We start from the raw sequence: 26,152 nt of genomic DNA, 5'->3' as shown, positions 1-26,152 counted from the left end.
CCGGACTGAAAGAGTGATTGATGGCGAAGGCCAGGACACAATTCATCTGCCAGAGTTGCGGCACGATCCACAACCGCTGGGCCGGCAAATGCGAGAACTGCGGCGAGTGGAACACCATCGTCGAAGAGGACCCGATGGGCGGGATCGGCTCCGGCCCCGGCAAGACGCCGAAGAAGGGCCGGCCGGTGGCGCTGACGGCGCTCTCAGGCGAGGTCGAGGAGGCGCCGCGCATTCATACCGCCATGTCGGAGCTCGACCGGGCGCTCGGCGGCGGCTTCGTGCGCGGGTCGGCGGTGCTGATCGGCGGTGATCCCGGTATCGGCAAATCGACGCTGCTGATGCAGGCGGCCGCCGCCCTTGCGCGGCGCGGCCACAAGATCATCTACGTTTCCGGCGAGGAAGCCGTGGCGCAGGTTCGGCTGCGGGCACAGCGCCTTGCGGCGGCCGATACCGACGTGATGCTGGCGGCCGAAACCAATGTCGAGGATATTCTGGCGACACTTGCCGAGGGCAAGCGGCCGGACCTCGTCATTATCGATTCCATCCAGACGCTGTGGAGCGAACTGGCCGAATCCGCGCCGGGAACGGTGACGCAGGTGCGCACCGGCGTGCAGGCGATGATCCGTTTCGCCAAGCAGACCGGGGCCGCCATGGTGCTGGTCGGGCATGTCACCAAGGACGGGCAGATCGCCGGCCCGCGCGTCGTCGAGCATATGGTCGACGCCGTGCTCTATTTCGAGGGCGATCGCGGCCATCACTACCGCATCCTGCGCACGGTCAAGAACCGCTTCGGCCCGACCGACGAGATCGGCGTTTTCGAAATGTCAGACAAGGGCCTGCGCGAGGTTGCCAACCCCTCGGAGTTGTTTCTCGGCGAACGAAACGAAAAATCGCCGGGTGCTGCCGTCTTTGCCGGCATGGAGGGCACGCGTCCCATTCTCGTCGAGGTGCAGGCGCTGGTGGCGCCGACCTCGCTCGGCACACCACGGCGCGCCGTGGTCGGCTGGGATTCGGCCCGGCTGTCGATGATCCTCGCGGTGCTGGAAGCCCATTGCGGCGTCAGGCTCGGCCAGCATGACGTCTACCTCAATGTTGCCGGCGGTTACCGCATCACCGAACCGGCGGCCGATCTCGCCGTCGCCTCGGCGCTGGTTTCCTCGCTTGCCGGTATTGCCCTTCCCGCCGATTGCGTCTATTTCGGCGAAGTCAGCCTGTCGGGCGCCATCCGGCCGGTTGCGCACACCGCCCAGCGCCTCAAGGAAGCCGAGAAGCTGGGCTTTTCCGCAGCACTGCTTCCATCCGCCTCCGCCGAACTGCCGAAGGGCTCCGGCGGGCGGTGGAGCGAGGTCGAAAGCCTGCCGGATCTGGTGGCGCGCATCGCCGGCTCGAAGGGAGCGCTGCGTGTGGAAGACGAGGTTTGATCCTTTCATTGCCAAGATTGGTAATGATATAGGAGGCACACGATAAGGCACGACACGGCCGCCAAGCGGCAGTCCTGGAGTTGAATTTACATGCCCATTACGATTTTCGACGGTATTGTCATCGGCGTCGTGCTCTTCTCCGCCGTGCTGGCGATGGTCCGCGGCTTTTCGCGCGAGATCCTCTCAATCGCGAGCTGGGGCGGATCGGCAGCGGCGGCCTATTACCTCTATCCGTACCTGTTGCCCTACGCGAAGAAATATACCGATGACGACCGCATCGCGATCGTCGGTTCGGCAGCGGTCGTCTTCCTGATCGCGCTCATCGTCATTTCTTTCATCACGATGAAGATTGCCGATTTCATCATCGACAGCCGCGTCGGCGCGCTCGACCGCACGCTCGGTTTCCTGTTCGGGGCAGCGCGCGGCGTGCTGCTGCTGGTCGTCGCCGTCGCCTTCTGGAACTGGCTGGTCGATGTCGACCACCGCCCGGCCTGGGTCAACCAAGCAAAATCGAAACCCTTCCTGGATTCGATGGTCGTGAAGCTGAAATCGGTTCTGCCGGAGCAATTTGCCCAGATGATACCGGCGAGCATCCGTGATAAGCTTCAGCCGCCGGCACAGGGCGCCGAAGGCACCAATCCGCCGACGGGCGACCAGGCACCGGCAGAAGACGCACCGACCGCGCCTGCACAGCAGCCAGCGAATTGACACAGTGTTCAAGAGCTTGACCCGCCCTCCGACAATTGCCATTTGAGCGGGATGTCAAATAAGGGGTCCGGCCGGGCATTCCAGCTCTGCCGGGCTTCAGTTATTTCTGGAAATGCCGATCCATTCTTGTGAGAGCAGAGGCCCGCAGAAATGAACCAGTCCCATTCCTTCCCGACCGACGATCCGCTCGACGGAGATACGCTGCATGAGGAATGCGGGGTTTTCGGAATTTTGGGACATCCCGATGCCGCGGCACTGACGGCTCTTGGTCTGCATGCGCTTCAGCATCGCGGACAGGAAGCAGCCGGCATCGTCTCGTTCGACGGCAAGCGCTTCTATCAGGAGCGCCATATGGGCCTGGTCGGCGACCACTATACCAATCCGATGACGCTCGCCCGCCTGCCCGGCAGCATGTCGATCGGTCATACCCGCTACTCGACGACAGGCGAAGTCGCCATGCGCAACGTGCAGCCGCTGTTTGCCGAACTTGAGGAAGGCGGGATCGCCATTGCCCATAACGGTAATTTCACCAACGGCCTGACGCTGCGCCGCCAGATTATCGCGACCGGCGCCATCTGTCAGTCGACGTCCGATACCGAAGTGGTGCTCCATCTCATCGCCCGCTCCCGCCACGCTTCCACGTCCGACCGCTTCATCGACGCCATTCGCCAGATGGAAGGCGGCTATTCGATGCTCGCGATGACGCGCACTAAGCTGATTGCCGCGCGTGACCCGACCGGCATCCGCCCCCTGGTGATGGGCGAACTCGACGGCAAGCCGATCTTCTGCTCGGAAACCTGCGCGCTCGACATCATCGGCGCCAAGTTCATCCGCGACGTGGAAAATGGCGAGGTCGTCATCTGCGAAATCCAGCCCGACGGCTCGATCAGCATCGATGCCCGCAAGCCCGGCAAGCGGCAGCCGGAACGGCTCTGCCTGTTCGAATATGTCTATTTCGCCCGGCCGGACTCGGTCGTCGGCGGCCGCAACGTCTATACGACGCGCAAGAATATGGGCATGAACCTCGCCAAGGAATCGCCCGTCGAGGCCGACGTTGTCGTGCCGGTGCCGGACGGCGGCACGCCGGCGGCTCTCGGCTTCGCACAGGAAAGCGGCATTCCCTTCGAATACGGCATCATCCGCAACCACTATGTCGGCCGCACCTTCATCGAACCGACCCAGCAGATCCGCGCCTTTGGGGTGAAGCTGAAGCATTCGGCCAACCGGGCGATGATCGAAGGCAAGCGTGTGGTGCTGGTCGATGATTCCATCGTGCGCGGCACGACGTCTCTCAAGATCGTCCAGATGATCCGTGAAGCGGGCGCGCGCGAAGTCCATCTCCGCGTCGCCAGCCCGATGATCTTCTTCCCCGACTTTTACGGCATCGACACGCCCGATGCCGAAAAGCTCCTGGCGAACCAGTATGCCGATGTCGACGCCATGGCCAAATATATCGGCGCGGACTCGCTTGCCTTCCTGTCGATCAACGGGCTTTACCGCGCCGTCGGCGGCGAGGACCGCAATCCTGCCCGGCCGCAATTCACCGACCACTACTTCACCGGTGACTATCCGACCCGCCTGCTCGACAAGAACGGCGAGTCGATGGGCAACAAGCTTTCGATGCTTGCCAGCAACGGCTGAGCCGCCGCTGCTTTGACTTCCCTTCCGAGGGGCTCGTGCGCCCCTCGCCATCGCAAGCAAATCCGGAACCGGAACAGATGAACATCAATCTTGAGGGCAAGATCGCACTCGTCACCGGTGCATCGCGTGGCATCGGGTATTTCACGGCGCTGGAGCTTGCCAAAGCCGGCGCCCATGTGATCGCCTGCGCCCGCACGGTCGGCGGGCTCGAGGATCTCGACGATGCGATCAAGGCGGTCGGCGGCACGGCGACGCTCGTCCCCTTCGACCTGGCCGACATGAATGCGATCGACGCGCTCGGCGGCTCGATCTTCGAGCGCTGGGGCAAACTCGATATCCTCGTCGCCAATGCCGGCGTGCTCGGCGTCATTTCGCCGATCGGTCATATCGAGGCGAAGGTGTTCGAAAAGGTGATGACCATCAACGTCACTGCCACATGGCGGCTGATCCGGTCGGTCGATCCGCTGCTGACCCGCTCGGATGCCGGCCGCGCCGTCATCCTGTCCTCGGGTGCCGCCCACAAGTGCCGGCCCTTCTGGGGCGCCTACTCCGCTTCCAAGGCGGCCGTCGAGGCGCTGGCTCGGACCTGGGCCGGCGAGAGCCAATCGACGCCGCTGCGCATCACCAGCGTCGATCCGGGCGCCACCCGCACGGCGATGCGCGCCCAGGCGGTACCGGGCGAAGATCCGCAGACGCTGCCGCATCCCTCCGAGATCGCCAAGGCGATCCTGCCATTGACGGGGCCTGGTGTGACCGAGACGGGCAAACTGTTCATCGTGCGGGAAAACAAGCTCGTCGACTACCGCCTGCCGGAGTAGCGTCATTTGACAGCAACGGCTGGGAACAGATGTGCGAAGCCCGTTTCCGACGGGCACACCGCATTGAGGTCCACCGCTCCCTGAATGCCGTCGACAGTGCCGTTGTCGGCAAATTGCCAGATCGACCAACCACCGCAATCTTCCTGCGTCGGTTCTTGGAACACGCTTCGCAGCCACAGGAAATGGTCGGGGAAGCGGTATTCATTGCCTTTCAGATAGCGATCGAAGAATTCCTGCGTGACGTAAAAGATCGGCTTTTCCGGAAAGGTGCCTTTCAGCTCGATGAGGAAGGCGTTCAGTTCGGTGGCCATCTCCTCGAGCGTCGGGATCTTGTGCAATTGCCGACAAACTCCAGATCGACGGCGATGGGCAGGGTTCCCGGTTCCTTCGGCACGGTGGCGAGGACGTTCTGCGCCTGATCCTTGCCCGGGCGGCAGAAGGTGAAGAAATGATAAGCGCCCCTGACCACTCCTGCATCGCCGGCGCGCCGCCAGTTGTCGGCGAACCTGGAATCCTTGTGGTCGCCGCCTTCGGTCGCCTTCATGATCGCGAAACGGACATTCGGCTGCGCGGCCACCATCTTCCAATCGATATCGCCCTGATGATGGCTGACATCGATGCCCTGGATCGGATAGCGGCTCAAGGATGGATTGTTGAAGCGAAGCATCCCGAAATCGTATGCGAAATATGCAGCCAATGCGACTGCCAGAATTGCAGTCGCCGCAATCGTCCACCGAACCAAGCTTCTGACATTCCCCCCATTTTCAGTAGCTTGACGATAAACGATTTGTGCCGCGAAAATGGCGGACGAACCGTACCGCGGGATCGTTCTTCGCCCCTCTTGACCAAACGTCATTCCCACGCCATAAAACGCGGCATGAAAACGGTTATCTGCATTATCTGCGGAAAGATTATTCGCTAGCGCAAGCGCTGGCCCGGCCGTTTTCGTCTCCCAAATAGTCAAGATGCGAAACGCCCCGGCCCGCCGGTCGCGATATTTCTGATTGTACTTATGGGAGAGTGGAATGGGCGGCATGCCGGAACTGAGGCTGTACAACACGCTGACACGGGAAGAATCGGTTCTTTCGCCGATCGATCCCAACAATGTCCGCATGTATGTCTGCGGCCCGACCGTCTATGATTTCGCTCATATCGGCAATGCCCGGCCGGTCATCGTCTTCGACGTGCTGTTCCGGCTGCTGCGCCATGTCTATGGCCAAGACCACGTCACTTATGCCCGCAACATCACCGACGTCGACGACAAGATCAATGCGCGGGCGCTCCGGGATCATCCCGGCCTGCCGCTCAACGAAGCGATCCGGGCGGTCACCGAAAAGACCGAGACGCAATTTCACGCCGATGTCGCCGAACTCGGCTGCCTGGAGCCGACCTTCGAGCCGCGGGCGACCGACAATATTACTGGGATGACCGAGATCATCGAGAAGCTGATCGGCAACGGCCATGCCTATGTCGCAGCCGGCGAAGTGCTGTTCGACACCAAGTCCATGGCGGATTACGGCCAACTTTCGAAGCGCCCGCTCGACGAGCAGCAGGCCGGCGCCCGCATCGCCGTCGACGCGCACAAGAAGAACCCGGGCGATTTCGTGCTCTGGAAGCTGTCGAGCCACAACGAGCCCGGCTGGGAGAGCCCTTGGGGCCGCGGCCGGCCTGGCTGGCATATCGAGTGCTCGGCGATGAGCAAGCGCTATCTCGGCGATGTCTTCGACATTCATGGCGGCGGGCTGGACCTGATCTTCCCGCATCATGAAAACGAGATCGCCCAGTCGCGTTGCGCCCACGGCACCGAGGTGATGGCGAATGTCTGGATGCATAACGGCTTCCTGCAGGTCGAAGGCCGCAAGATGTCGAAATCCGAAGGCAATTTCGTCACCATCCACGAGTTGCTGTACACGCCGGTTTTCGGCGGCCGGAAATGGCCGGGCCAGGTGCTGCGCCTTGCCATGCTGATGACGCATTACCGCGAGCCGATCGATTTCTCGATCAAGCGGCTGGAAGAGGCCGAACGGCTGCTCGCCAAATGGCCGGCGACCGAAGCCGGCGATACCGCACCCGACGAAACCGTGCTCAATGCGCTGGCCGACGACCTCAACACGGTGGCGGCGGTGCAGGCATTGCATGCGCTGGCGCAAGCTGCCCATACGGATCCCGCCGCCGGCGCCGCCTTCGCGGCAACCGCTGCCCTCCTCGGGCTGCTGCCGAGGAAAGCAGAAATCGACGCGGTCGTCGCAGCGGCAGTCGATGCACTGGTCGCCATGCGTCTGGAGATGCTGAAGGCGAAGAACTTCGCCGAGGCCGACAATATCCGCGACGAGCTGACCGCGAAAGGCATCCAGCTGAAGGACGGCAAGAATACGGCGACCGGCGAGCGGGTGACGACGTGGGAGGTCAAGCGGTGAGAGTGGTGTCTGGGGATAAGGCCCCTCCCCAACCCCTCCCCACATTGTTGCGGAGGGATTGTCCATGACCACCTATACCGGCGGCTGCCAGTGCGGTGCGGTGCGCTTTCGCGTCAGCGGCGAGATCAAGGATTCGTCGATCTGTCATTGCCGCATGTGCCAGAAGGCGTTCGGGGCTTATTATGCGCCGCTGGTGTCGGTGCGTGGCGCCGATTTTGCGTGGACGCGCGGGGAGCGGAAAAGATTCCGCTCTTCCAATTTCGTCGAGCGCGGCTTCTGCGGCGATTGCGGCACGCCGCTTTCCTACGAGGCGCCTGACGGGGTTGCGATTGCCGCGGGTGCCTTCGACGATCCTTCGGCGCTCCCGCCGGTGGTGCAATTCGGCATCGAGGGCAAGATCGGCTTCGTCGATCATCTGCACGAATTGCCGGGGCACCGGACGGAAGAGGATGCGCAAGCCGCCCCCTTCGTGCTCGAACTCGTCTCCTTCCAGCATCCCGATCATGAGACGCTGGCATGGCCGCGCAAGGAGCCCAGATGACAGTGCACGCAGACAGAAGCGGCGGGTGCCAATGCGGGGCGGTGCGTTACCGCGCTGAAGGCGAACTCGGTTATCCCCACCTTTGCCATTGCCGCATGTGCCAGAAGGCGGCCGGCAATTATTTCATGCCGCTTGCAGCGGCGGAGCGTCAAGATTTCGAGCTGACGCGCGGCGCGCCGAAATGGTTTCAGTCATCGGATCTGGTGCGGCGCGGCTTCTGCGGCGATTGCGGCACGCCGCTGTTTTACGACATTCCGGAGATGAATTTCATCAACATCACGCTCGGCTCGCTTGATAATCCCGACACGGTCAAGCCCGTGATGCAATCGAACACTGGCCGCAAGATGTCCTGGTTTCACGCGCTGGACGGTCTGCCGCTGGAACCACAGGCTGAAACACCCGACCGCGAGGACGCGATTGCGGCAAGCAACCATCAGCACCCCGACCACGACACGAAAAGCTGGCCCCTCGGAGAAATCTCATGACGGACACGATAAAAACAGGCGGATGCCAATGCGGCGCCGTGCGCTTCCGCATTTCAGGCGGACTGGGGCGACCCTCGATCTGCCATTGCCGCATGTGCCAGAAGCAGTTCGGCGGTTTCTTCTCGGCGCTCGTTACTGCGCCTGAGGAGGGGATGGAATGGACGCGCGGCGAGCCGAGCTATTTCCAGTCCTCGGTCAATATCGACCGTGGCTTCTGCAGCAATTGCGGCACGCCGATGACCTATCGTCATCCGGGCGGGCTGGAGCTTGCGATCGGCACTTTCGACGACCGCAGCGATCTCGCACCGCTGGTCCAGGTAAACTACGAGGCCCGCCTGCCCTGGGTCGAAGAGATCTTCGATGCGCCGGTGCTGAAGGATCAGGATTTCTACGCGCGGCAGGAGGCGATCATTTCCTTCCAGCATCCCGATCACGACACCGCGCTCTGGCCCGCGAAAGGCGTGAAGATATGACCGAGATCCTGCGCACACTCTATCCCGAGATCGAACCCTATGCCTCCGGCCATCTCGATGTCGGTGACGGCCATGTGATCTATTGGGAGCGGTCGGGAACGCCTGGCGCCAAGCCGGCCGTCTTCCTGCATGGCGGCCCGGGCGGCGGCATTTCGCCCGCCCATCGCCGGCTTTTCGATCCTCAGCTCTACGACGTCATGCTGTTCGACCAGCGCGGTTGCGGCCGGTCGACACCGCATGCCGAACTTAACGCCAACACGACCTGGCATCTCGTCGCCGATATCGAGCGTCTGCGCGAGATGGCCGGCGTCGACAGCTGGCAGGTGTTCGGCGGCTCCTGGGGTTCGACCCTGGCGCTCGCCTACGCCGAGGCGCATCCGGAGCGCGTCTCCGAGCTCATCCTGCGCGGGATCTATACGCTGACCAAGGCCGAGCTCGACTGGTACTACCAGTTCGGCGTCTCGGAAATGTTCCCGGACAAGTGGGAGCGCTTTATCGCTCCCATTCCGCCGGAAGAGCGGCATGAGATGATGCATGCCTATCATCGCCGCCTGACGCACGAAGACAGAGACGTGCGCCTCAAGGCCGCGCAGGCCTGGAGTATCTGGGAAGGCGAAACGATCACGCTGCTGCCCGAACCTTCGACGAGCGGCAAGTTCGAGGAGCCGGAATTCGCCTATGCATTCGCACGCATCGAGAACCATTTCTTCGTCAATGCCGGTTGGATGGACGAGGGACAGCTGATCCGCGATGCCGGCAAGCTCAAGGATATTCCCGGCGTCATCGTGCATGGACGCTACGACATGCCCTGCCCGGCAAAATATGCCTGGCAGTTGCACAAGGCCTGGTCGAAGGCAGAGCTCCACCTGATCGAGGGTGCGGGCCATGCCTATTCGGAGCCGGGGATTCTCGACCAGCTGATCCGGGCGACGGATAAGTTTGCTGGGAAGGCGGATTGATGTCGCACGCCGCGACTACCCCCTCTGCCCTGCCGGGCATCTCCCCCACAAGGAGGGAGATCGGCTGGGCGTGGGCTCCTTGCCCAAACCTCGATGGCCTGGACTGCAGCTCAGCGAATTTTCGATCTCCCCCCTTGTGGGGGAGATGCCCGGCAGGGCAGAGGGGGGTGAGCCCCGGATGAAAACATTAAATGCCTGGGAGGCATCGCGGTGACCAAGGAAAAAATCTACCTCTTCGACACGACGCTCCGGGACGGGCAGCAGACGCCCGGCATCGATTTCTCGGTCGAGGACAAGATTGCGATCGCCGCGATGCTGGACGAATTCGGCATCGATTACGTCGAGGGCGGCTATCCCGGCGCCAATCCGACGGATACAGCCTTCTTCAGCGAGAAGCGCACCAGCCGGGCCGCCTTCGTTGCCTTCGGCATGACGAAGCGGGCGGGCGTTTCGGTTTCCAATGATCCCGGCATTGCCGGGCTGCTGCAGGCGAAATCCGACGCCATCTGTTTCGTCGCCAAGAGCTGGGATTATCATGTTGCGGTGGCGCTTGGCTGCACTAACGAGGAAAACCTCGAAAGCATCGCCGAAAGCGTCAAGGCGGCGGTCGGCGCCGGCAAGGAGGCGATTGTCGATTGCGAGCATTTCTTCGACGGCTTCAAGGCCAATCCGGCCTATGCGCTCGCCTGCGCCAAGACCGCCTATGACAGCGGCGCCCGCTGGGTGGTGCTCTGCGACACAAATGGCGGCACGCAGCCGCCGGAGGTGCGCGCCATCGTCGAGGCGGTGATCGCCTCAGGCGTTCCCGGCCACTGTCTTGGGATTCATGCCCATAACGACACCGGCCAGGCGGTCGCCAATTCATTGGCCGCGGTCGAGGCCGGCGTCCGGCAGATCCAGGGCACGCTGAACGGCATCGGCGAGCGTTGCGGCAATGCCAATCTGGTGACGCTGATCCCGACGCTGGCGCTAAAGAGCGCCTACAACACACGTTTCGAAACGGCAATCGACGAGGAGCGGCTGCTCAATCTCACCCGCCTTTCGCATGCCTTCGACGAGCTGCTCAACCGCTCGCCTGATCATCAGATGCCCTATGTCGGCGCTTCCGCCTTCGCCACCAAGGCCGGCATCCATGCATCGGCGCTGATCAAGGACCCGCGGACCTATGAACACGTGCCGCCGGAGACCATCGGCAACTTCCGCAAGGTCATGGTGTCAGACCAGGGCGGCAAGGCGAACTTCATCAATGCGCTGAAGCGGCGCGGCATTACCGTCGCCAAGGACGATCCAAAGCTCGACTTGCTGATCTCGATCGTCAAGGAACGTGAATCCATCGGCTATGCCTATGAGGGCGCAGATGCGAGCTTCGAGCTGCTGGCGCACCGCACGCTCGGCACGATCCCGGAATTCTTCACCATCGAAGGCTTCCGGGTGATGATCGAGCGCCGCTTCGACAGTCTTGGCCGCGTGAAGATCGTCTCCGAGGCCGTGGTGAAGATCACCATCGACGGCCAGACGCTGATGTCGGTTGCCGATGCCGAAGGCCCGGTGAACGCGCTCGACCTCGCGCTGCGCAAGGATTTCGGCAAATACCAGCACGAGATCGACGATCTGGTGCTCGCCGATTTCAAGGTGCGTATCCTCAATGGCGGCACGGAGGCGATCACCCGCGTTCTGATCGAGTCCACCGACAGCGACGGCGTGCGCTGGTGGACGGTCGGCGTCTCGGAGAACATCATCGACGCCTCGTTCCAAGCACTGATGGACTCCGTCATCTACAAGTTGATGAAGAACCGGCAGCTGGCAGGCAAGATCGCGGCGGAATAAGTCTCTTCCGCCGGTTCGGCGAGGAAGCCTTGCCGGTCTTTGCCGCCATCATCCGTCCGTCACCTCGTTTCCGCTTCAAATTCTCTCAAGGTTCATTGAAATGAATTGGCCTATTCACGGCGCTTAAGCTAGGCCGGATCAGAAGAAGAACAAAGATGGAAACACCCCGATGTCGACCGATGCATCCGTTCCCTTGGCCAAGAACGAAGACAGTCCGCGCGGTTTCGCCTTCGCGCTGACGGCCTATCTGCTCTGGGGCTTCCTGCCGATCTACATGAAGGCGGTGGCGCATATTTCGCCGGCCGAGGTGATCGCCCACCGCATCGTCTGGTCGCTGCCGCTGGCAGGCATCGTTCTGATCGTGCTCGGGCGCACCCAGGAGATCGCGACTGCGCTGCGCTCGCCGCGCATGCTGGCGATGGCAGCGCTGACGGCGTCGCTGATCACCGTCAACTGGGGCACTTATGTCTGGGCGATCGGCGCCGGCCATTCGCTCGATGCGGCGCTCGGTTATTTCATCAATCCGCTGTTCAGCATCTTCCTCGGCTCGGTGCTGCTCAAGGAGAAGCTGCAGCCGCTGCAGATCGCCGCGATCGCGCTGGCAGGGCTTGCCGTCGCCATTCTCGCATTCGATAGCGGCGGCATTCCATGGGTGGCGCTGACGCTGGCGATCTCGTGGGGGTTTTATGCTTTGCTCCGCAAGACGCTGCCGCTCGGGCCGAACCAGGGCTTCTTCCTCGAAGTGCTGATCCTCAGCGGACCCGCCCTGCTCTATATCCTCTATCTCGAATTCGGCAGCGGCCAGGGCCACCTCTACCGCACCGGCCTTGCAGATACGACGCTGCTGCTCGGCTGCGGCGTCATTACCGCTGTGCCGCTGATGATCTATGCCAACGGCGCCAAGCTGCTGAAACTCTCGACGATCGGCATCATGCAGTATATCGCACCGACGATGATTTTCCTGATCGCGGTCTTCGTCTTCCAGGAGCCGCTCGGCACGGCGCGCATGATTGCCTTCCCGCTGATCTGGGCAGGGCTGGTCCTCTACAGCTGGTCGATGCTGAGGGGAAGCCGCGGGCGCTGAGGGCGCCCGTACGGACTTCTACATCTTCGAGATCACCTCGTCCTCGCCGTTACGATCGGCGGCGAGTTGGGCTGCCTGGGCCATGATCGCCGGAATGATGCCGGAGATCTCGTCGACGACGAGCGGCTGCACCCGGTGGGCGGTGTGCAGGAAGCCTTCTTCGGTCATATGGCGCATCAGTTCCATCATCGGATCCCAGAAACCGTTGACGTTGGCAAAAACCATCGGCTTTTCGTGGCGGCCGAGCTGTGCCCAGGTCATGATCTCGACGATCTCCTCCAGCGTGCCGATGCCGCCTGGCAGCGCGACGAAAGCATCGGAACGCTCGAACATCGTGTGTTTGCGCGCATGCATATCAGGGGTTACAATAAGTTCGTTGAGCTGACCGAGCGAGTGGCGAGTCGCCTCCATATCGATCAGGAATTCGGGGATAATGCCCGTGACCTGACCGCCGCCTGAAAGCACGCCGCTTGCGACCGCGCCCATGATGCCTTTGGTACCCCCGCCATAGACGAGGCGCAGGCCGTATTCGGCGATCTCTCGTCCGAGAGCGCGCCCGGCCGCCATGTGGGAGGGATCGCGTCCCGGCCTTGAGCCGCAGTAAACGCAGATGGATCGAATCGATACAGATTGTTCGGTCATAGAGGCAAACAACTATTCCATTTCAATGCAGTCAAGAAAATTGACTGGAAAGCAGCGTGCCTAGCTTGCCGAATTGCTTTGAATGCTTGTGAAAAGCAACGGGAATCGCTAGCAATTTCGGTTACTACGGCAAATTGCCGCCTTGGGAGACATAATGATGAAGAACCGTGCCGGCTTGCTGGCCCTTGCAGTGCTCGTAATCGCAATCCTACTGATGGTGTTTTTCGTTATGCCGCGCATCGGCGGCGATGCAGGCAAGGTCGGCGACGCGATCAACCAGGCGAGCACGGAACTCAAGGATACGGTTAACGAGTCGGCAAAGACATCGCGCTCCGCTGTGGCGGATGCGGCTGCGACAGCCGACAAGGTGGGCCGCCTTTCGGCCGGCGCCAGCGTCTCGCTCAGCGAACTTAAGGCGCTGTTTGCCGACGGCAAGGGCCCTGCCGACGATGTCTTCGCCGCCACCAAGACCAAGGCCGTCAACGCGCTGGGCGCACTTGCCGGTTTCGCAATCCCCGAGGGCCTCGATCCGGCGACCCAGACGCTTGCCACGAAAGCCAAGGACGGCGGCGCGAAGGCGCTCGCTATCGTCCAGGCGCTGCCGGAGAACATCGCCGATGCGCTTGCCGCGATCGCCAAGGCCGAGGCTGCGCTGACCGGTGCGTCCGACCCTGCTGCGAGCACGGCAGCGGCGAATGCCGGCCCGAAGCTTCCCGCCTTCGACGTCTTGCGCGTTGAGCCCGACGGCTCGACGGTGATTGCCGGCTCCGCCGAACCGAACGGCAAGCTCGAAGTGCTTGACGGCGAAAAGGTCGTAACGACAGCCAATGTCGATGCAAGCGGCGATTTCGCCGCGGTTCTCGACGAGCCGCTTGCAGCGGGCGACCACCAGCTGGTGCTCAAGTTCACCGGCAAGGACGGCAAGAGCTCGCTTTCCGAAGAAGTCGCGACAATTTCCGTGCCGAAAGACGGCAACGGTGCCAATCTGCTCGCCATGGTATCCAAACCCGGCACAGCGAGCCGCATCATCACCGCGCCGAAGGCCGGAACCGAAGTTGCCGATGCCTCCAACAAACCGGCCACGGGCGAAAGCTCGCCTGCGCCTGCCACAACAGCTGCGCCGACCGGCGAGCTGGCGCTGCAGACGCCAAACCTCACCGACGCCGCCTCCGGCGCCGCAGCCACGGCACCGGCCATCCCCGGCACCGCCGCACCCGACAAGACGAATGCGCCCGATGTGATGGTCAATGCCGTCGAGATCGAAGGCAACAAGATCTTCATTGCCGGCACGGCGCGCGCCAACGCCAAGGTCGTCGGTTATGCCGACGACAGCCTGGTCGGCCAGGACACGGCCGGCTCGGACGGCCATTTCGTCATCGACGGTGTGGTGGCGCTTTCGGTCGGCGACCACAAGATCCGCGTTGATGTTGTCGATCCCTCCGGCAAGGTGATCGTTCGCGCGGCGGTGAATTTCAATCGCCCTGCCGGCGACCAGGTGAGGGTCGCCGCCCAATCCGCGCCTGCCGACGCGAATGGCGCTTCCTCGATGGTGCCGCTCGACGAAGGCGAACTCGGCAAGCGCAAGGCCGAGACCGGCAAGGCCTTCGGCCTGCTGAAGGGGCTGTTTGCCGACGGCAAGCTGCCGGGCGCCGAACAGCTTGCGGCAGCGCGCTCGGCAACGGAATTCGCACTGCGCTCGGTCGCCGATTTCCGCGCGTCGGCAGATGCATCCGATGCCTTCAAGCAAGCGTCCGGCGCCGCCTCTCAGGTCGCCGGCAATGCGCTGACGCTGCTGCAGAGCCTGCCTGGGGACGCGAAGTCCGTCGGCGCGGCACTCGACAGGCTGGGTGGCATGATCGCTGAACTTACCGCCACGCCCGCGCCGGCGGTGACCTCTGCAAACGATGTCGTAGGCAATCAGCCGAAGACGATCGAACAGGCGCCGCTGACTGCAAACAACGCGGCGGTCATCATTCGCCGCGGCGACACGCTGTGGCAGATCTCGCGCCGCACCTATGGCCTCGGCGTTCGTTACACGACGATCTACATCGCCAACGAAGACAAGATCGTCGATCCAGACCGCATCCGTCCCGGTCAGATTTTCGGTCTGCCGAAGGATGTGTTGCCGAATGCCGAAGAGCTGCACCGCAAGCGCCTTTCCGGCCAACACCTCTAAACGCCAGACAAGATGACGAAGCCGGGCGGGCGAACCGCCCGGCCTGTCTTTTCCTGAACTCCGCATTTGTTGTATTCGTCCGCCCGACACCCTATCTGGCGATGGCGGCTGCGGGTTGCGGCGAGTGCTTTCGGGCACGTCCCGGTTCCGTGCTCTTGCCGGCATCGAAGCGCGGCAATCGCCGCAAGCCCATCCGGGCTGGAGACAAGCATGGCAAACGGTAAGACAGTCTCGGAATCCAACCTGCTGCAGACGCTTCTCAACCTCTGGCCCTATATGTGGCCGGCCGGCCGGCCGGACCTCAAGATGCGCGTGGTCTGGGCTTCGGTCTTCCTGCTGATTTCCAAGTTCGTCCTGCTGCTCGTCCCCTATTTCTTCAAGTGGTCGACCGATGCGCTGAACGGCAGGATGGATCTGGCCGGCTCGGTGCCGCCGCTGCTGGCCGGCGCCATCGCCCTGGTGATCGCCTATAACATCACCCGGCTGATTCAGCTCGGCCTCAACCAGTTGCGCGACGCGCTGTTTGCCAGCGTCGGGCAACATGCGGTGCGTCAGCTCGCCTACAGGACCTTCGTGCACATGCACGAGTTGTCGCTGCGCTTCCATCTGGAGCGCAAGACCGGCGGTCTCTCGCGCATCATCGAGCGCGGCACCAAGGGCATCGAGACGATCGTGCGGTTCACGATCCTTAATTCGGTCCCGACAGTCATTGAATTCCTGCTGACGGCGGCGATCTTCTGGTGGGGCTACGGCTTCTCCTATCTCGCCGTCACCGGCTTCACTGTCTGGGCCTATATCTGGTTCACCATCCGAGCATCCGACTGGCGCATCGCCATCCGCCGGTCAATGAACGACAGCGATACCGACGCCAACACCAAGGCAATCGACTCCCTCCTCAATTTCGAGACCGTCAAATATTTCGGCAACGAAGAGATGGAGGCAAAACGCTTCGACAAATCGATGGAACGCTACGAGAAGGCGGCGACCGATGTCTGGACCTCGCTCGGCTGCCTGAACTTCGGCCAGGGCGTCATCTTCGGCATCGGCACGACCATCATGCTGGTGCTGTCGGCGCTGGCCGTCCAGCGCGGCGAGCAGACGGTCGGCGATTTCGTCTTCGTCAATTCGATGCTGCTGCAGCTTTCCGCGCCGCTCAATTTCATCGGCTTCGTCTACCGCGAAATCCGCCAGGGCTTGACCGACATCGAGCAGATGTTCGACTTGCTTGAGGTCAAGGCCGAGGTCAAAGACACGTCCGATGCGACCGAGCTTCGGATCGGCCAGGGTGCGATCGCCTTCAAGGACGTGCACTTTTCCTACGACCCGGCCCGTCCGATCCTGAAGGGCATTTCTTTCGATGTTCCAGCCGGCAAGACAGTTGCCGTCGTCGGTCCTTCGGGCGCCGGCAAATCGACGCTGTCGCGGCTGCTCTACCGTTTCTACGATATCCAGAGCGGCGTAATCACCGTCGACGGCCAGGACATCCGCACAGTGACGCAGAAGAGCCTGCGCTCAGTGATCGGCATGGTGCCGCAGGATACCGTGCTCTTCAACGACACGGTCGCCTATAACATCCGCTACGGCCGCACATCGGCCAGCGAAGGCGAGGTCTTTGCGGCAGCCGAGGTAGCGCAGATCGCCCATTTCATCGAGACGCTGCCCGAGGGATTCGAGACCAAGGTCGGCGAACGCGGGCTCAAGCTTTCGGGTGGCGAGAAGCAGCGGGTGGCGATCGCCCGCACCATCCTCAAGGCGCCGCCGATCCTGATCCTCGACGAGGCGACATCGGCGCTCGATACGACGACGGAACGGGAAATCCAGACCGCGCTCGACGTGGTGTCGAAGAACCGCACGACACTGGTGATCGCCCACCGGCTTTCGACCGTCATCGGCGCCGACGAAATCATCGTGCTGAAAAGCGGGGAGATCGCCGAGCGCGGGACGCATGCCGCCCTGCTCGAAATGAACGGTCTCTACGCCTCGATGTGGAACCGCCAACGCGAGGCGACACAGGCGGAGGAACATCTGAAGCAGGTGCGAGAAAGCGACGACCTCGGCGTGATTGCGCGGCTTGCCCCGGCAAGCTGAGCCGGGATAGGGCACCGACAGGCTTTTGTTGTTCAGAACCCCGGCGTCGGAACCAGGGCGCGGGCCATAGCATTGCCCCGGAGACGGTTTTTCGCTAACCAGCGAGAAACGCAAACGCAAGGAGACCGGCAGCATGAGCCTGTTCAACACGGTTCGCAACACGATCGTCCCCGTGCACAAGGAGGGTTATCCCTTCGTTGCCGCCTTCTTCGTCGCGTCGCTGATCCTAGGCTGGATCTTCAAGCCGCTCTTCTGGATCGGCATGATCTTCACGCTCTGGTGCGCCTATTTCTTCCGCGATCCCGAACGGGTGACCCCGCAGGACGACGATCTGGTGATCTCTCCCGCCGACGGCAAAGTCTCGGCGATCCAGATGGTGACCCCGCCGGCGGAACTCAATCTCGGCTCCGAGCCGATGCTGCGCATCTCGGTGTTCATGAACGTCTTCAATTGCCATGTGAACCGGGCGCCGATGCGCGGGCGCATCGTCAGCATCAACTACCGCTCCGGCAGCTTTGTCAACGCCGAGCTCGACAAGGCGAGCGAGGACAATGAACGCAACGGGCTGGTGATCGAAACCCGGCACGGCCAGATCGGTGTGGTCCAGATCGCCGGTCTCGTGGCACGGCGCATCCTCTGCTGGGCAAACCCCAACGAACCGTTAGATGCCGGCGAGCGCTTCGGGCTGATCCGTTTCGGGTCGCGGCTCGACGTGTTCCTGCCGGCCGGTGCCGCGCCACGCGTCTCGCTCGGCCAAGTGGCGATTGCCGGGGAAACTGTTATCGCCGAATTTGCCTCCGCCAAGGGTCCCGTCATCAGCCGCCGCAGCTAAAGCGCGTCGCGATCTTTCAGATTCGCTCTTGGCGCTTAAGCCCATTGTTTTACGCCTGTCGTTATCGCAAACCGCTGCACAGTTTTGCGCGACATGCTCCAGGTTCAGATTGGAACGCGATATGGAAACGCCCTTTCCGCCTTTCGAGCCCAATGGTCCGGATGATTCCGCCCGCGGCCCGCGCCTGCGCGAAATCCCGCTCCGTCTCGTCTTTCCGAACCTCATCACCATTCTGGCGATCTGCGCCGGGCTGACCGGCATCCGGCTGGCTTTCGAGAACCGTTACGAGCTCGCCGTCTCCATGGTACTGGTGGCCGCCTTCCTCGACGGCATCGACGGGCGCGTGGCCCGGCTGATGAAGGCGACCTCGAAGTTCGGCGCGCAAATGGATTCGCTTGCCGATATCGTCAATTTCGGCGTCGCACCCGCCCTCGTCGTCTATGTCTTCGCGCTCGACCAGGCGCGCTCGCTCGGCTGGATCGCCGCCCTGATCTACGCGATCGCCGCCGGGCTTCGGCTTGCCCGCTTCAACGTCATGGCCGAACGTGAGAACAAGGCGAGCTGGCAATCGGAATATTTCGTCGGCGTGCCGGCGCCGGCTGGCGCCATGCTAGTGCTGCTGCCGGTCTATCTCGGCTTCCTCGGCCTGGCGACGGACCGCACCTTCGCCTATGTTTCTTCGATCTATACGGTCGTTATCGCCTTCCTGCTGATCAGCCGGCTGCCGGTCTGGTCGGGCAAATCGGAAGGCAACCGGTTGCGGCGCGATCTCGTGCTGCCGATGATGCTCGGCGTCGTGCTCTATGTGGCTCTGCTGATGAGCTACACCTGGGAGGTGATGGTCTTTACCGTTGCTGCCTACCTTATATCGCTTCCCTTCGGCGCACGGAAATGGCGCCGGAAATATGGGACGCTGACGATCGAGGAACCTGGTGTCGGCGACGACGATATCGGCCGGCACATCTGATCTCCGCGCATTGCTGATTTTTCTGACCTGGGAAATCTTCTCTCTACGTTCTCACCCACGGGATAACCGCTACGCGCGATTCTCCGGCGAAAACCGCTGCGCACTTTAGTTGGAACCGCTGTCTTCAGTAAGTATTAACCAACGTAGGCTTCAGTTAAGCCTCGCGAATTATGGTGCTCGTTTACAAATCCTGATGGGAGACGTCTCTGTTTTGTCGCTATTTATGACGAAACAGCAAATCATAAAATGCCCAGGGAAGAACCACGTAAGGAGAGTATCGTGACCTCGAAAAAGAGTATTAGCAGCGAACAGCAGCCGTCCAAGCCTGATCTCAGCGCCAACTATCGCCCGGTTGGCCTGAAGGCCGTTGTCGCAGCATCGCTGATGGCAAAGAACAAGCCGGGCACCGTCAAGAAATCCGCTTGAGGTGCTACACTTCCAACCGGACTTCGGTGCGCTTCAAGTCTGGTTCTCCGCATGTCGTCATCCCAAAACAGCAGTGATTTTGGGTGACATGCGTTAGGTACCGCTGACGAAGCGGATGCTGAGATTTATCGCCGGAAGCCTCAGACGATGCCGACCACGCCATCCTCCAACCCGCCGTGCGGCGGGTCTGACGTGGAGCGGTTGCAGCAAGCCGCACCAAAACCTCCTCCAACGCACAAGACGAACCAAGCGGTTATACCGCCAAGTGAAAAATGGCGGATGCCGCTTCAGAAGAAACTGAGCTGGTCGTCGTCAGGCCTTCGCTTCTCGGGAGCCTTCAGCGGCTTTTCGATGACGACCGGCTGCTGCAGGTCAGGCCCCATATTAGTGACCTTGTTGACCTTGTCGGAGACCGGGACGGCCTCGAAGAAATCGTCCTGAACGGGCCGCATCAAGTCGACCACCTCGCGCGGTTCCTGCGTCTTGCAATCCAGCCAGCGCGAAAAGTCTTCGGGCTTGATGACGACCGGCATGCGATCGTGGATCGAGGATATGCCTGAGTTGGCTGATGTCGTCAGGATCGCGCCGGTATCGACCTCGGAACCATCAGCCGAGGACCATGTCTCCATCAGGCCGGCAAAGGCGACGACCCCGCCTTGACGCGGCCTGATCCAATAGGCCTGCGGTTTCTCACCGCTATCCTTTGATGCACGATGCCATTCATAGAAGCCGGAGGCCGGGATGAGCACGCGGCGATGGCGCATGGCCGCCCGGAAAGAAGCCTTGCCGATCGCGGTCTCGGAGCGGGCATTGGTCAGCAGCGGAAATTCCTTCGGATCCTTGACCCAGCCCGGCGTGAAGCCCCAGCGCACGAGCACGGCGCGCCGGTCGGCCAAGTTGCTGCCCTGCTCCCTGCCCTCGCCTGAAATGACGACGAGAATCGGCTGCGTCGGCGCAATATTGTAGCGCGCCGGAAATTCGTCGAAATCCAGACCGGAGAAAATGTCGCGCAGGCCGGCGCTAGTGATTGTCAGGGCAAAACGTCCACACATCGGCTTGTCTTTGCACCGGGCCTGAGTCCGGTCAAGGCGCTTCAGCCTCTCGGCGCAAAGAGGATGATGCTCGTCCCGGCAAGGCAGATCAACGCCCCGCCGATGTCGTAACGATCAGGCATGCGGCTTTCGACCAGCCAAAGCCAGAGCAGCGAGGCGACGATGTAGATGCCGCCATAGGCCGCGAAGGTGCGGCCGGCCGCCTCGCTCGGCACCAGCGTCAGAAGCCAGGCAAAAAGCGCCAGCGAGACCATGCCCGGCGCCAGCCACCAGATCGGCTTTTCGAGTTTCAGCCACGCCCAGAAGGCAAAACACCCGGCGATCTCGAAGACGGCGGCGAAGGCGTAAATGATGTAGGTCACGAAAGCACCTTTCGAATCCGTCACCACTATCCCAGCGAAAACTGGGGAAGCCAAGCAGCGGCGGCATGCAAATATCGGTTCATCGGATAGGATGGGCGATCCGAGCCAAGAGCCCCAAGAGCAGCCCCGATGACCTCCACCGCCAAAGCCGCCTCATCCGCCATTCTTGAACGCGACGGACGATTCCTGCTGGTGCTGCGGCGCAATCCGCCTTCCGCCGACATGTATGCCTTTCCCGGCGGACGCGCTGAACCTGGCGAGACCCCGGAGCAAACGGCCTTGCGAGAATTCGGTGAAGAGACCGGCATTTCGGCACGCAATCCGCGGCTGCTTTCGACCTATGATCTGAAGACCCATGCGGCCGATGGCAGCGTCAACAGCCATTTCCTGCTCTCGGTCTTCCGGGTCGAGGCGGATAGGGATGTGGTGGCGGAAGCCGCCGACGATGCGGCCGCCGTCGGCTGGTACACGGTGGAGGAAATCCGGCGATTGCCCGTACCGCAGAGCGTGCTCGAATGCGCCGAGCGGCTAGAACAGGATGCCGAAAACCGCTGACGCTTTTGGGCATCATGTCCTGGCGGGCGGCGAATAGAAGTGGAAACTCTCAGGCCCGCCTTGTTGCCGTCATGCTCAACGTATCAACTGAGAGCATGATTCCCGTTCGACGCATTTTCTTGTCCCTGCTCGTCCTGGCCGGTCCGACCATGGCGCAGGGCAAGAATTCGCCGCCTCCACAGGAGGAGATTACGCCGCCGCCCGCCGTGATCGTGCCTTATGACGACAAGCTGGCGCGGCTCGCCGAGGTGTTGGGTTCGGTGCATTATTTGAGAACGCTCTGCAAGGCGGCAGACGCCGACGAGTGGCGCAACGGCATGCAGCAGCTGCTCGATTCGGAGACCGGCAACGAGCAGCTGCGCAAGGAAAGGCTGACTGCAGCCTTCAATCGCGGCTACCGCGCGTTCGCCTCCGTCTATACGGATTGCACCGCAGCGGCCATCGTGGCAGAAGAGCGCTACCGTAACGAAGGTGCAACACTCGCCACAGAAATTACCTCGCGTTTTGGAAATTGACGTTTAATTAACCTGTTTTCGCATGCGGACGTGTCGTTTTGGGAAAAGGCTGTTAGTGTTGTTAACGGTGCAGTAAGACATGAGAAGTTCTGAGGAAAAGACAATGGAAGCAAGCCTCAACGAGATCGACGACATGATCGTCCACGAAAAGATGCAGGCGGCTCTGGAGTACCAGAACGAGGCTTGGGCCGACGGCATGGCGGACGGAATCGAGCCTGAAATCATCGCTGATGCCGCCATTGCGCATGCACTGCGGGAGACCATCAGATTGCACGGGGAAAGCAGCGCAGAGGCCCTGCTGGATTCGCTCCGTGAGCGCATGCTTGCCGGCGAATTCTCCGCGAACCGCACCCTGCAATAATTATTATCAGAGAGTTTGATGCGCACCGGTAAAGAGAAAGTATCGCGAATTCCGCTCGCGCCGGTGCTGCTTGCGTTCAGCCTCGCCGCCGGCAATGTTTTCCTCGCGCCGGCAGCGTACGCGCTTTCCGAACTGCACAAGGTCCCAGGCCAGCCCACCAACGACGCCCCGGCCGCTCAGGGACAGAGCCAACCGCAAAGCGGAGCCGCTCCCGGCGTTCCCATGGCGGATCCGCTGGTCAACAGCCAGAATAATCAGGGTGTCGACAAGACGCCAGGCGCCCAGGATGCTGCCAAGCCCGCCGAAGTGATTTACGACATCAGCAAGGTACCCGAGCCGGTTCGCAAGATGCGCGAGCAAATCGTCGAGGCGGCCGCCTCCGGCGATCTCGAACGGCTGCGGCCGCTGATGGGCGCCGGCACTGAGCAGACGCAGGTGACGGTGGGTGAGCCCACAGACGATCCGATCGGCACGCTAAAGGATCTTTCGGGCGACCCTGACGGAGACGAGATCCTCGCCATCATGCTCGACATCATCTCGACCGGCTTCGTGCATGTCGGCCAGGGTACGGCAGACGATATGTATGTGTGGCCGTATTTTGCCGAGAAGGACTTGAAGTCGCTGACGCCGCCGGAGCGCGTCGAGCTACTGCGCATCGTCACCGCCGGCGATCTTTCCGACATGCAGGAATTCGGCGGATATAATTTCTACCGCCTCGGCATTACGCCTCAGGGCAAATGGAAATTCTTCACGGCGGGCGACTGACGCCCACCTCGCTTGCTCCTCTCGCGTTTCGCATGAGGCGCTTGCGATCCCCCTCATGAAGACATACCTGTGAGCGATGACCAACGCGACAGGTTCCGCCATGCCAGCCGTATTCCTGAAAGACCGCGCATTGCTCTTTGTCAGCGGTGCGGAAGCCCAATCCTTCCTGCAGAATCTGATCACCACCGATATCATCTCGCTCGGGTCCGACGAGGTGCGGCCCGGGGCGCTGCTGACGCCGCAAGGCAAGATCCTGTTCGACTTCATGATCTGGCAGGAGGGCGATGGCTATACGATCGAAACGGACGCCAGCCAGCGCGATGGCCTGCTGAAGCGACTGACGATGTACAAGCTGCGTGCCGCCGTCACGCTTGCCCTTCGCGCAGAGGAGGGCGTCACCGTTTGCTGGGGCGATGATGCCGACGCCAGCCAGGGCGCCCGGGACAGTCGCTTCGCCAAGGCGGGCGTCACGCTGGTCCGTCGGCCCGGCAAACACGGCAAAGGTGAGGAAGCGCTCTATGACGCGCTGCGTATCAGGCTCGGCATCGTCACCTCAGGATCGGACTTCGCCCTGCAGGATGCCTTCCCGCATGACGTGCTGATGGATTTGAATGGCGGCCTCTCCTTCAGGAAAGGCTGCTATGTCGGCCAGGAGGTCGTCTCGCGCATGCAGCACCGCGGCACTGCGCGCCGGCGCGTCGTGACCGTTTCTGCCGTGACAGCCCTGCCGGGGACGGGAACGGAGATCACCGCGGCCGGCAAGCCTATAGGGACGCTCGGTTCGGTCGAAGGCGACCATGGACTTGCGATCGTGCGTATCGACCGCGCCGGCGCCGCAATCGCCGCAGGCACGCCGCTGCTCGCCGGCGAAACACCTGTTTCCCTCGTCCTGCCGGCATGGTCCGGCCTTGTCTTCCCCACCAGCGCCGACGAGGCCAGTGCGTGACAACCGCAAAAGCCCCGCGTGCCTGGCAGCGTATGCTGTCCGGGCGCAGGCTCGACCTGCTCGACCCCTCGCCGCTCGATGTCGAACTGATCGATATCGCCCATGGGCTGGCGCGTGTCGCTCGCTGGAACGGCCAGACATCAGGCGATCATGCTTTTTCGGTGGCGCAGCACAGTCTCGTCGTTGAAGACATTTTCCGCCGCTTCAACGATGCGCGGCCGCAGGAGTGTCTGATGGCGCTGCTGCATGATGCACCCGAATATGTGATCGGCGATATGATCTCACCGTTCAAATCGGTGGTCGGCGGCGGCTACAAGACGGTGGAGAAGCGGTTGGAGGCCGCAGTGCACCTGCGCTTCGGCCTGCCGCCGCATCCCTCGCGCGACCTCAAGGACCGAATCAAGAAGGCCGATACGATCGCCGCCTATTTCGAGGCGACGGTGCTTGCCGGCTTCACACCCGCCGAGGCGCAGAAATTCTTCGGCCAGCCGCGCGGCATCAGCCCGGAGATGCTGATGATCGAGCCCCTGCCGGCAGTCGAAGCGCAGCGACTGTTCTGCGAGCGCTTCGCGGCGATCGAGGCCGAGCGGGAGATGGTGTCGTGAGCTTCATCGTCGTCTCGCCGCTGTCGCGCATCGCGGAGATGGCGGTGCGCCACAAGGCGCGTGACATGATCAGCCTGATCGCCAAGGAGCAGGCCTTTCACCGACCTGGCGTGATCGCGGCCGACCGCCACCTGACGCTTGCGATGAACGACATCGCCTTCAAGGGCACCGGCGGCCTGGTGGCGCCCGACGAGACGCATGTGCAGGGAATTATCGACTTTGCCGCATCGTGGCGGCAGGAGACGCCGCTGCTCATCCATTGCTGGATGGGCGTGTCGCGATCGCCGGCGGCAGCCCTGATCGCCGCGCTGTCGCTCGTACCGGATCAGAGCGAAGAAAGGCTTGCCGGCCGGCTGCGGGCGGCCTCGCCTTTCGCGACGCCGAATGCCCGGTTGATCGAGATCGGCGACGCGCTGCTTAACCGCCGCGGCCAGTTGGTCGCGGCAGTGCGGGCAATCGGCCGCGGTGCGGATGCCGACGGCAACGCGCCCTTCGTGCTTGCGATCGACGACGCCGCCTGCGGTTGACGCTACCGCCATTCGCTCCATCTAGCCTCCGACCAAGAACAATCGACAGGGCCAGATCATGCAACAACAGGCAGCCGACGTCCTTCTCGCCACGCAAACGGCGCTCAGCCAGGCGAGCGCGCTGGCAGTGCAATATTCCTTTTCCGTCCTCGGCGCCGTCATCCTGCTCATTCTCGGCTGGGCGCTCGCCGGTTTTACCAGCCGCTGGGCCTATGAAGGCCTGTCGCGAGTCCATGGCATCGACGAGACGCTGGCGCGATTCTTCACCAATGTGCTGCGCTACGCGCTGCTTATCCTGGTGTTCATCACCGTGCTCGGCCAGTTCGGCGTCCAGACCGCCTCAATCATCGCGACCCTCGGCGCAGCCGGCCTGGCAATCGGACTGGCGCTACAGGGGACGCTGCAGGATATCGCCGCCGGCATCATGCTGCTGATCCTCAGGCCATTTCGAGTCGGGGAATACATCGAGACCAGCAGTGTGGCCGGCACAGTGCGCGAAATCGGGTTGTTTGCGACTGAACTCAGGACCGGCGACGGGCTCTACCGGTTGGCGCCGAATTCGACACTCTGGAACACGCCGATTACCAATTTCAGTCGCGAGCCTACGCGACGGAACGATGTGAACGTCAAGATCGCCGATGGGGATGACATCCATCAAGCGTTGGAGACACTGATGGGCCTTGCCAAAGCCGATTCCCGGGTGCTGAGGTCACCGGAACCAAGCGTCTTCATCAATAGCCTCGGTGACGGCGCGATCTTGGTGACGCTGCGCTACTGGGCAAAGACCGGCGACTGGTGGGCGGTCAGCCGTGACATGATAAAGCGCGTCAAACTCGCTTTCAACGAGAGGGATCGGGACGTTGTTCCGGATGTACCGGACGCTGCGTCGGCAAAGAACTCCAAAGGCAGGGCGGCGGCCGAAAAGCCGGCGCCGACGCGCCAATGACACATTCCAGCAC

The 26,152-nt window shown here is 62.2% G+C and carries 26 protein-coding genes and 2 pseudogenes; 24 read left to right on the top strand and 4 right to left on the bottom strand.

Annotated features, from left to right (window positions below; genetic code table 11):
* The first annotated feature begins 20 nt into the window (after nucleotides 1-20).
* From radA to HJB89_RS09330, 4 genes are all read left to right on the top strand, one after another.
* Entirely contained in the window at nucleotides 21-1,421 is a 1,401-nt protein-coding gene (gene radA / locus HJB89_RS09345) for a DNA repair protein RadA (RefSeq protein WP_221149632.1), read from the top strand.
* A gap of 90 nt (nucleotides 1,422-1,511) precedes the next feature.
* Entirely contained in the window at nucleotides 1,512-2,129 is a 618-nt protein-coding gene (locus HJB89_RS09340; RefSeq protein WP_164008666.1) for a CvpA family protein, read from the top strand.
* Nucleotides 2,130-2,279: 150 nt separating this feature from the next.
* Complete coding sequence (purF, locus tag HJB89_RS09335; RefSeq protein ID WP_207583646.1) at nucleotides 2,280-3,770, top strand: amidophosphoribosyltransferase; 1,491 nt, start codon at nucleotides 2,280-2,282, stop codon at nucleotides 3,768-3,770.
* Nucleotides 3,771-3,847: 77 nt separating this feature from the next.
* Nucleotides 3,848-4,588 (top strand): SDR family NAD(P)-dependent oxidoreductase, encoded by a 741-nt coding sequence (locus tag HJB89_RS09330; RefSeq protein ID WP_221139787.1) that lies wholly within the window; start codon nucleotides 3,848-3,850, stop codon nucleotides 4,586-4,588.
* A gap of 2 nt (nucleotides 4,589-4,590) precedes the next feature.
* On the opposite strand, the pseudogene HJB89_RS09325 reads toward HJB89_RS09330, so the two are convergent.
* Nucleotides 4,591-5,375: pseudogene (locus HJB89_RS09325) on the bottom strand (GH25 family lysozyme).
* Nucleotides 5,376-5,613: 238 nt separating this feature from the next.
* Between HJB89_RS09325 and cysS the strand changes: the two are divergent.
* From cysS to rarD, 7 genes are all read left to right on the top strand, one after another.
* Nucleotides 5,614-7,005, top strand: a complete 1,392-nt coding sequence (gene cysS / locus HJB89_RS09320) for a cysteine--tRNA ligase (protein ID WP_221149630.1) — start codon at nucleotides 5,614-5,616, stop codon at nucleotides 7,003-7,005.
* Between the two features lie 64 nt (nucleotides 7,006-7,069).
* Nucleotides 7,070-7,546, top strand: coding sequence for a GFA family protein (locus HJB89_RS09315; RefSeq protein ID WP_221149628.1), 477 nt, complete (start codon nucleotides 7,070-7,072; stop codon nucleotides 7,544-7,546).
* Nucleotides 7,543-8,031: a GFA family protein gene (locus tag HJB89_RS09310; RefSeq protein WP_221149627.1), complete on the top strand. Its 489-nt coding sequence runs from the start codon at nucleotides 7,543-7,545 to the stop codon at nucleotides 8,029-8,031. Before HJB89_RS09315 ends, HJB89_RS09310 begins: the two co-directional genes overlap by 4 nt.
* Entirely contained in the window at nucleotides 8,028-8,504 is a 477-nt protein-coding gene (locus tag HJB89_RS09305) for a GFA family protein (protein ID WP_207583640.1), read from the top strand. The genes HJB89_RS09310 and HJB89_RS09305 overlap by 4 nt, the downstream gene beginning before the upstream one ends.
* Entirely contained in the window at nucleotides 8,501-9,463 is a 963-nt protein-coding gene (gene pip, locus HJB89_RS09300; RefSeq protein WP_221149626.1) for a prolyl aminopeptidase, read from the top strand. The genes HJB89_RS09305 and pip overlap by 4 nt, the downstream gene beginning before the upstream one ends.
* A gap of 210 nt (nucleotides 9,464-9,673) precedes the next feature.
* Entirely contained in the window at nucleotides 9,674-11,290 is a 1,617-nt protein-coding gene (gene cimA, locus HJB89_RS09295; protein ID WP_221149625.1) for a citramalate synthase, read from the top strand.
* 169 nt (nucleotides 11,291-11,459) lie between these two features.
* A complete protein-coding gene (rarD, locus tag HJB89_RS09290) occupies nucleotides 11,460-12,374 on the top strand; it encodes an EamA family transporter RarD (protein WP_207583637.1) in 915 nt (304 codons plus the stop codon).
* An 18-nt stretch (nucleotides 12,375-12,392) separates the two neighbouring features.
* Here the strand turns inward: rarD and HJB89_RS09285 are convergent, their stop codons facing one another.
* Nucleotides 12,393-13,016, bottom strand: coding sequence for a TIGR00730 family Rossman fold protein (locus HJB89_RS09285; RefSeq protein ID WP_018241422.1), 624 nt, complete (start codon nucleotides 13,014-13,016; stop codon nucleotides 12,393-12,395).
* Between the two features lie 154 nt (nucleotides 13,017-13,170).
* Between HJB89_RS09285 and HJB89_RS09280 the strand changes: the two genes are divergently transcribed.
* From HJB89_RS09280 to HJB89_RS09260, 5 genes and pseudogenes are all read left to right on the top strand, one after another.
* Nucleotides 13,171-15,192, top strand: a complete 2,022-nt coding sequence (locus tag HJB89_RS09280; RefSeq protein ID WP_207583636.1) for a LysM peptidoglycan-binding domain-containing protein — start codon at nucleotides 13,171-13,173, stop codon at nucleotides 15,190-15,192.
* Between the two features lie 210 nt (nucleotides 15,193-15,402).
* Complete coding sequence (locus HJB89_RS09275; protein ID WP_221149624.1) at nucleotides 15,403-17,280, top strand: ABC transporter ATP-binding protein/permease; 1,878 nt, start codon at nucleotides 15,403-15,405, stop codon at nucleotides 17,278-17,280.
* A 118-nt stretch (nucleotides 17,281-17,398) separates the two neighbouring features.
* Nucleotides 17,399-18,112 (top strand): annotated as a pseudogene (locus HJB89_RS09270) (phosphatidylserine decarboxylase); the annotation flags it as partial.
* A gap of 121 nt (nucleotides 18,113-18,233) precedes the next feature.
* Nucleotides 18,234-19,079 carry a CDP-diacylglycerol--serine O-phosphatidyltransferase gene (pssA, locus tag HJB89_RS09265; protein WP_003587548.1) on the top strand — a complete coding sequence of 282 codons (846 nt, stop codon included), beginning with the start codon at nucleotides 18,234-18,236 and terminating at the stop codon, nucleotides 19,077-19,079.
* Nucleotides 19,080-19,358: 279 nt separating this feature from the next.
* Nucleotides 19,359-19,505 (top strand): hypothetical protein, encoded by a 147-nt coding sequence (locus HJB89_RS09260; protein ID WP_207583633.1) that lies wholly within the window; start codon nucleotides 19,359-19,361, stop codon nucleotides 19,503-19,505.
* A gap of 287 nt (nucleotides 19,506-19,792) precedes the next feature.
* On the opposite strand, the gene HJB89_RS09255 is transcribed toward HJB89_RS09260, so the two are convergent.
* On the bottom strand, nucleotides 19,793-20,557 hold the full coding sequence (locus HJB89_RS09255) for an SOS response-associated peptidase (protein WP_207583632.1): 765 nt from the start codon (nucleotides 20,555-20,557) through the stop codon (nucleotides 19,793-19,795).
* A 41-nt stretch (nucleotides 20,558-20,598) separates the two neighbouring features.
* On the bottom strand, nucleotides 20,599-20,919 hold the full coding sequence (locus HJB89_RS09250) for a YnfA family protein (protein ID WP_207583631.1): 321 nt from the start codon (nucleotides 20,917-20,919) through the stop codon (nucleotides 20,599-20,601).
* Nucleotides 20,920-21,048: 129 nt separating this feature from the next.
* Here HJB89_RS09250 and HJB89_RS09245 point away from each other — a divergent pair, with 129 nt between their 5' ends.
* From HJB89_RS09245 to HJB89_RS09210, 8 genes are all read left to right on the top strand, one after another.
* Entirely contained in the window at nucleotides 21,049-21,474 is a 426-nt protein-coding gene (locus HJB89_RS09245; RefSeq protein ID WP_207583630.1) for an NUDIX hydrolase, read from the top strand.
* Nucleotides 21,475-21,545: 71 nt separating this feature from the next.
* A complete protein-coding gene (locus HJB89_RS09240; RefSeq protein ID WP_207583629.1) occupies nucleotides 21,546-21,989 on the top strand; it encodes a TIGR02301 family protein in 444 nt (147 codons plus the stop codon).
* Between the two features lie 103 nt (nucleotides 21,990-22,092).
* The gene (locus HJB89_RS09235; RefSeq protein ID WP_003578293.1) at nucleotides 22,093-22,350 is read left to right on the top strand and encodes a hypothetical protein; all 258 of its coding nucleotides are present in this window, start codon (nucleotides 22,093-22,095) and stop codon (nucleotides 22,348-22,350) included.
* A gap of 18 nt (nucleotides 22,351-22,368) precedes the next feature.
* Entirely contained in the window at nucleotides 22,369-23,115 is a 747-nt protein-coding gene (locus tag HJB89_RS09230) for a hypothetical protein (protein WP_221115289.1), read from the top strand.
* 100 nt (nucleotides 23,116-23,215) lie between these two features.
* The gene (locus HJB89_RS09225) at nucleotides 23,216-24,061 is read left to right on the top strand and encodes a folate-binding protein YgfZ (RefSeq protein ID WP_221149623.1); all 846 of its coding nucleotides are present in this window, start codon (nucleotides 23,216-23,218) and stop codon (nucleotides 24,059-24,061) included.
* Nucleotides 24,058-24,666 (top strand): YfbR-like 5'-deoxynucleotidase, encoded by a 609-nt coding sequence (locus HJB89_RS09220; protein WP_207583626.1) that lies wholly within the window; start codon nucleotides 24,058-24,060, stop codon nucleotides 24,664-24,666. The genes HJB89_RS09225 and HJB89_RS09220 overlap by 4 nt, the downstream gene beginning before the upstream one ends.
* Nucleotides 24,663-25,193, top strand: coding sequence for a tyrosine phosphatase family protein (locus HJB89_RS09215; RefSeq protein ID WP_207583625.1), 531 nt, complete (start codon nucleotides 24,663-24,665; stop codon nucleotides 25,191-25,193). The genes HJB89_RS09220 and HJB89_RS09215 overlap by 4 nt, the downstream gene beginning before the upstream one ends.
* A 58-nt stretch (nucleotides 25,194-25,251) precedes the next feature.
* Entirely contained in the window at nucleotides 25,252-26,139 is an 888-nt protein-coding gene (locus tag HJB89_RS09210; protein WP_221149622.1) for a mechanosensitive ion channel family protein, read from the top strand.
* The last annotated feature ends 13 nt before the right edge of the window (nucleotides 26,140-26,152 follow it).

Origin of the sequence: Rhizobium sp. NZLR8 (assembly GCF_019685025.1) — a bacterium.
In the GTDB taxonomy this organism is placed as follows: Bacteria; Pseudomonadota; Alphaproteobacteria; order Rhizobiales; family Rhizobiaceae; genus Rhizobium.
This window is presented reverse-complemented; position numbering and strand designations above follow the sequence as displayed.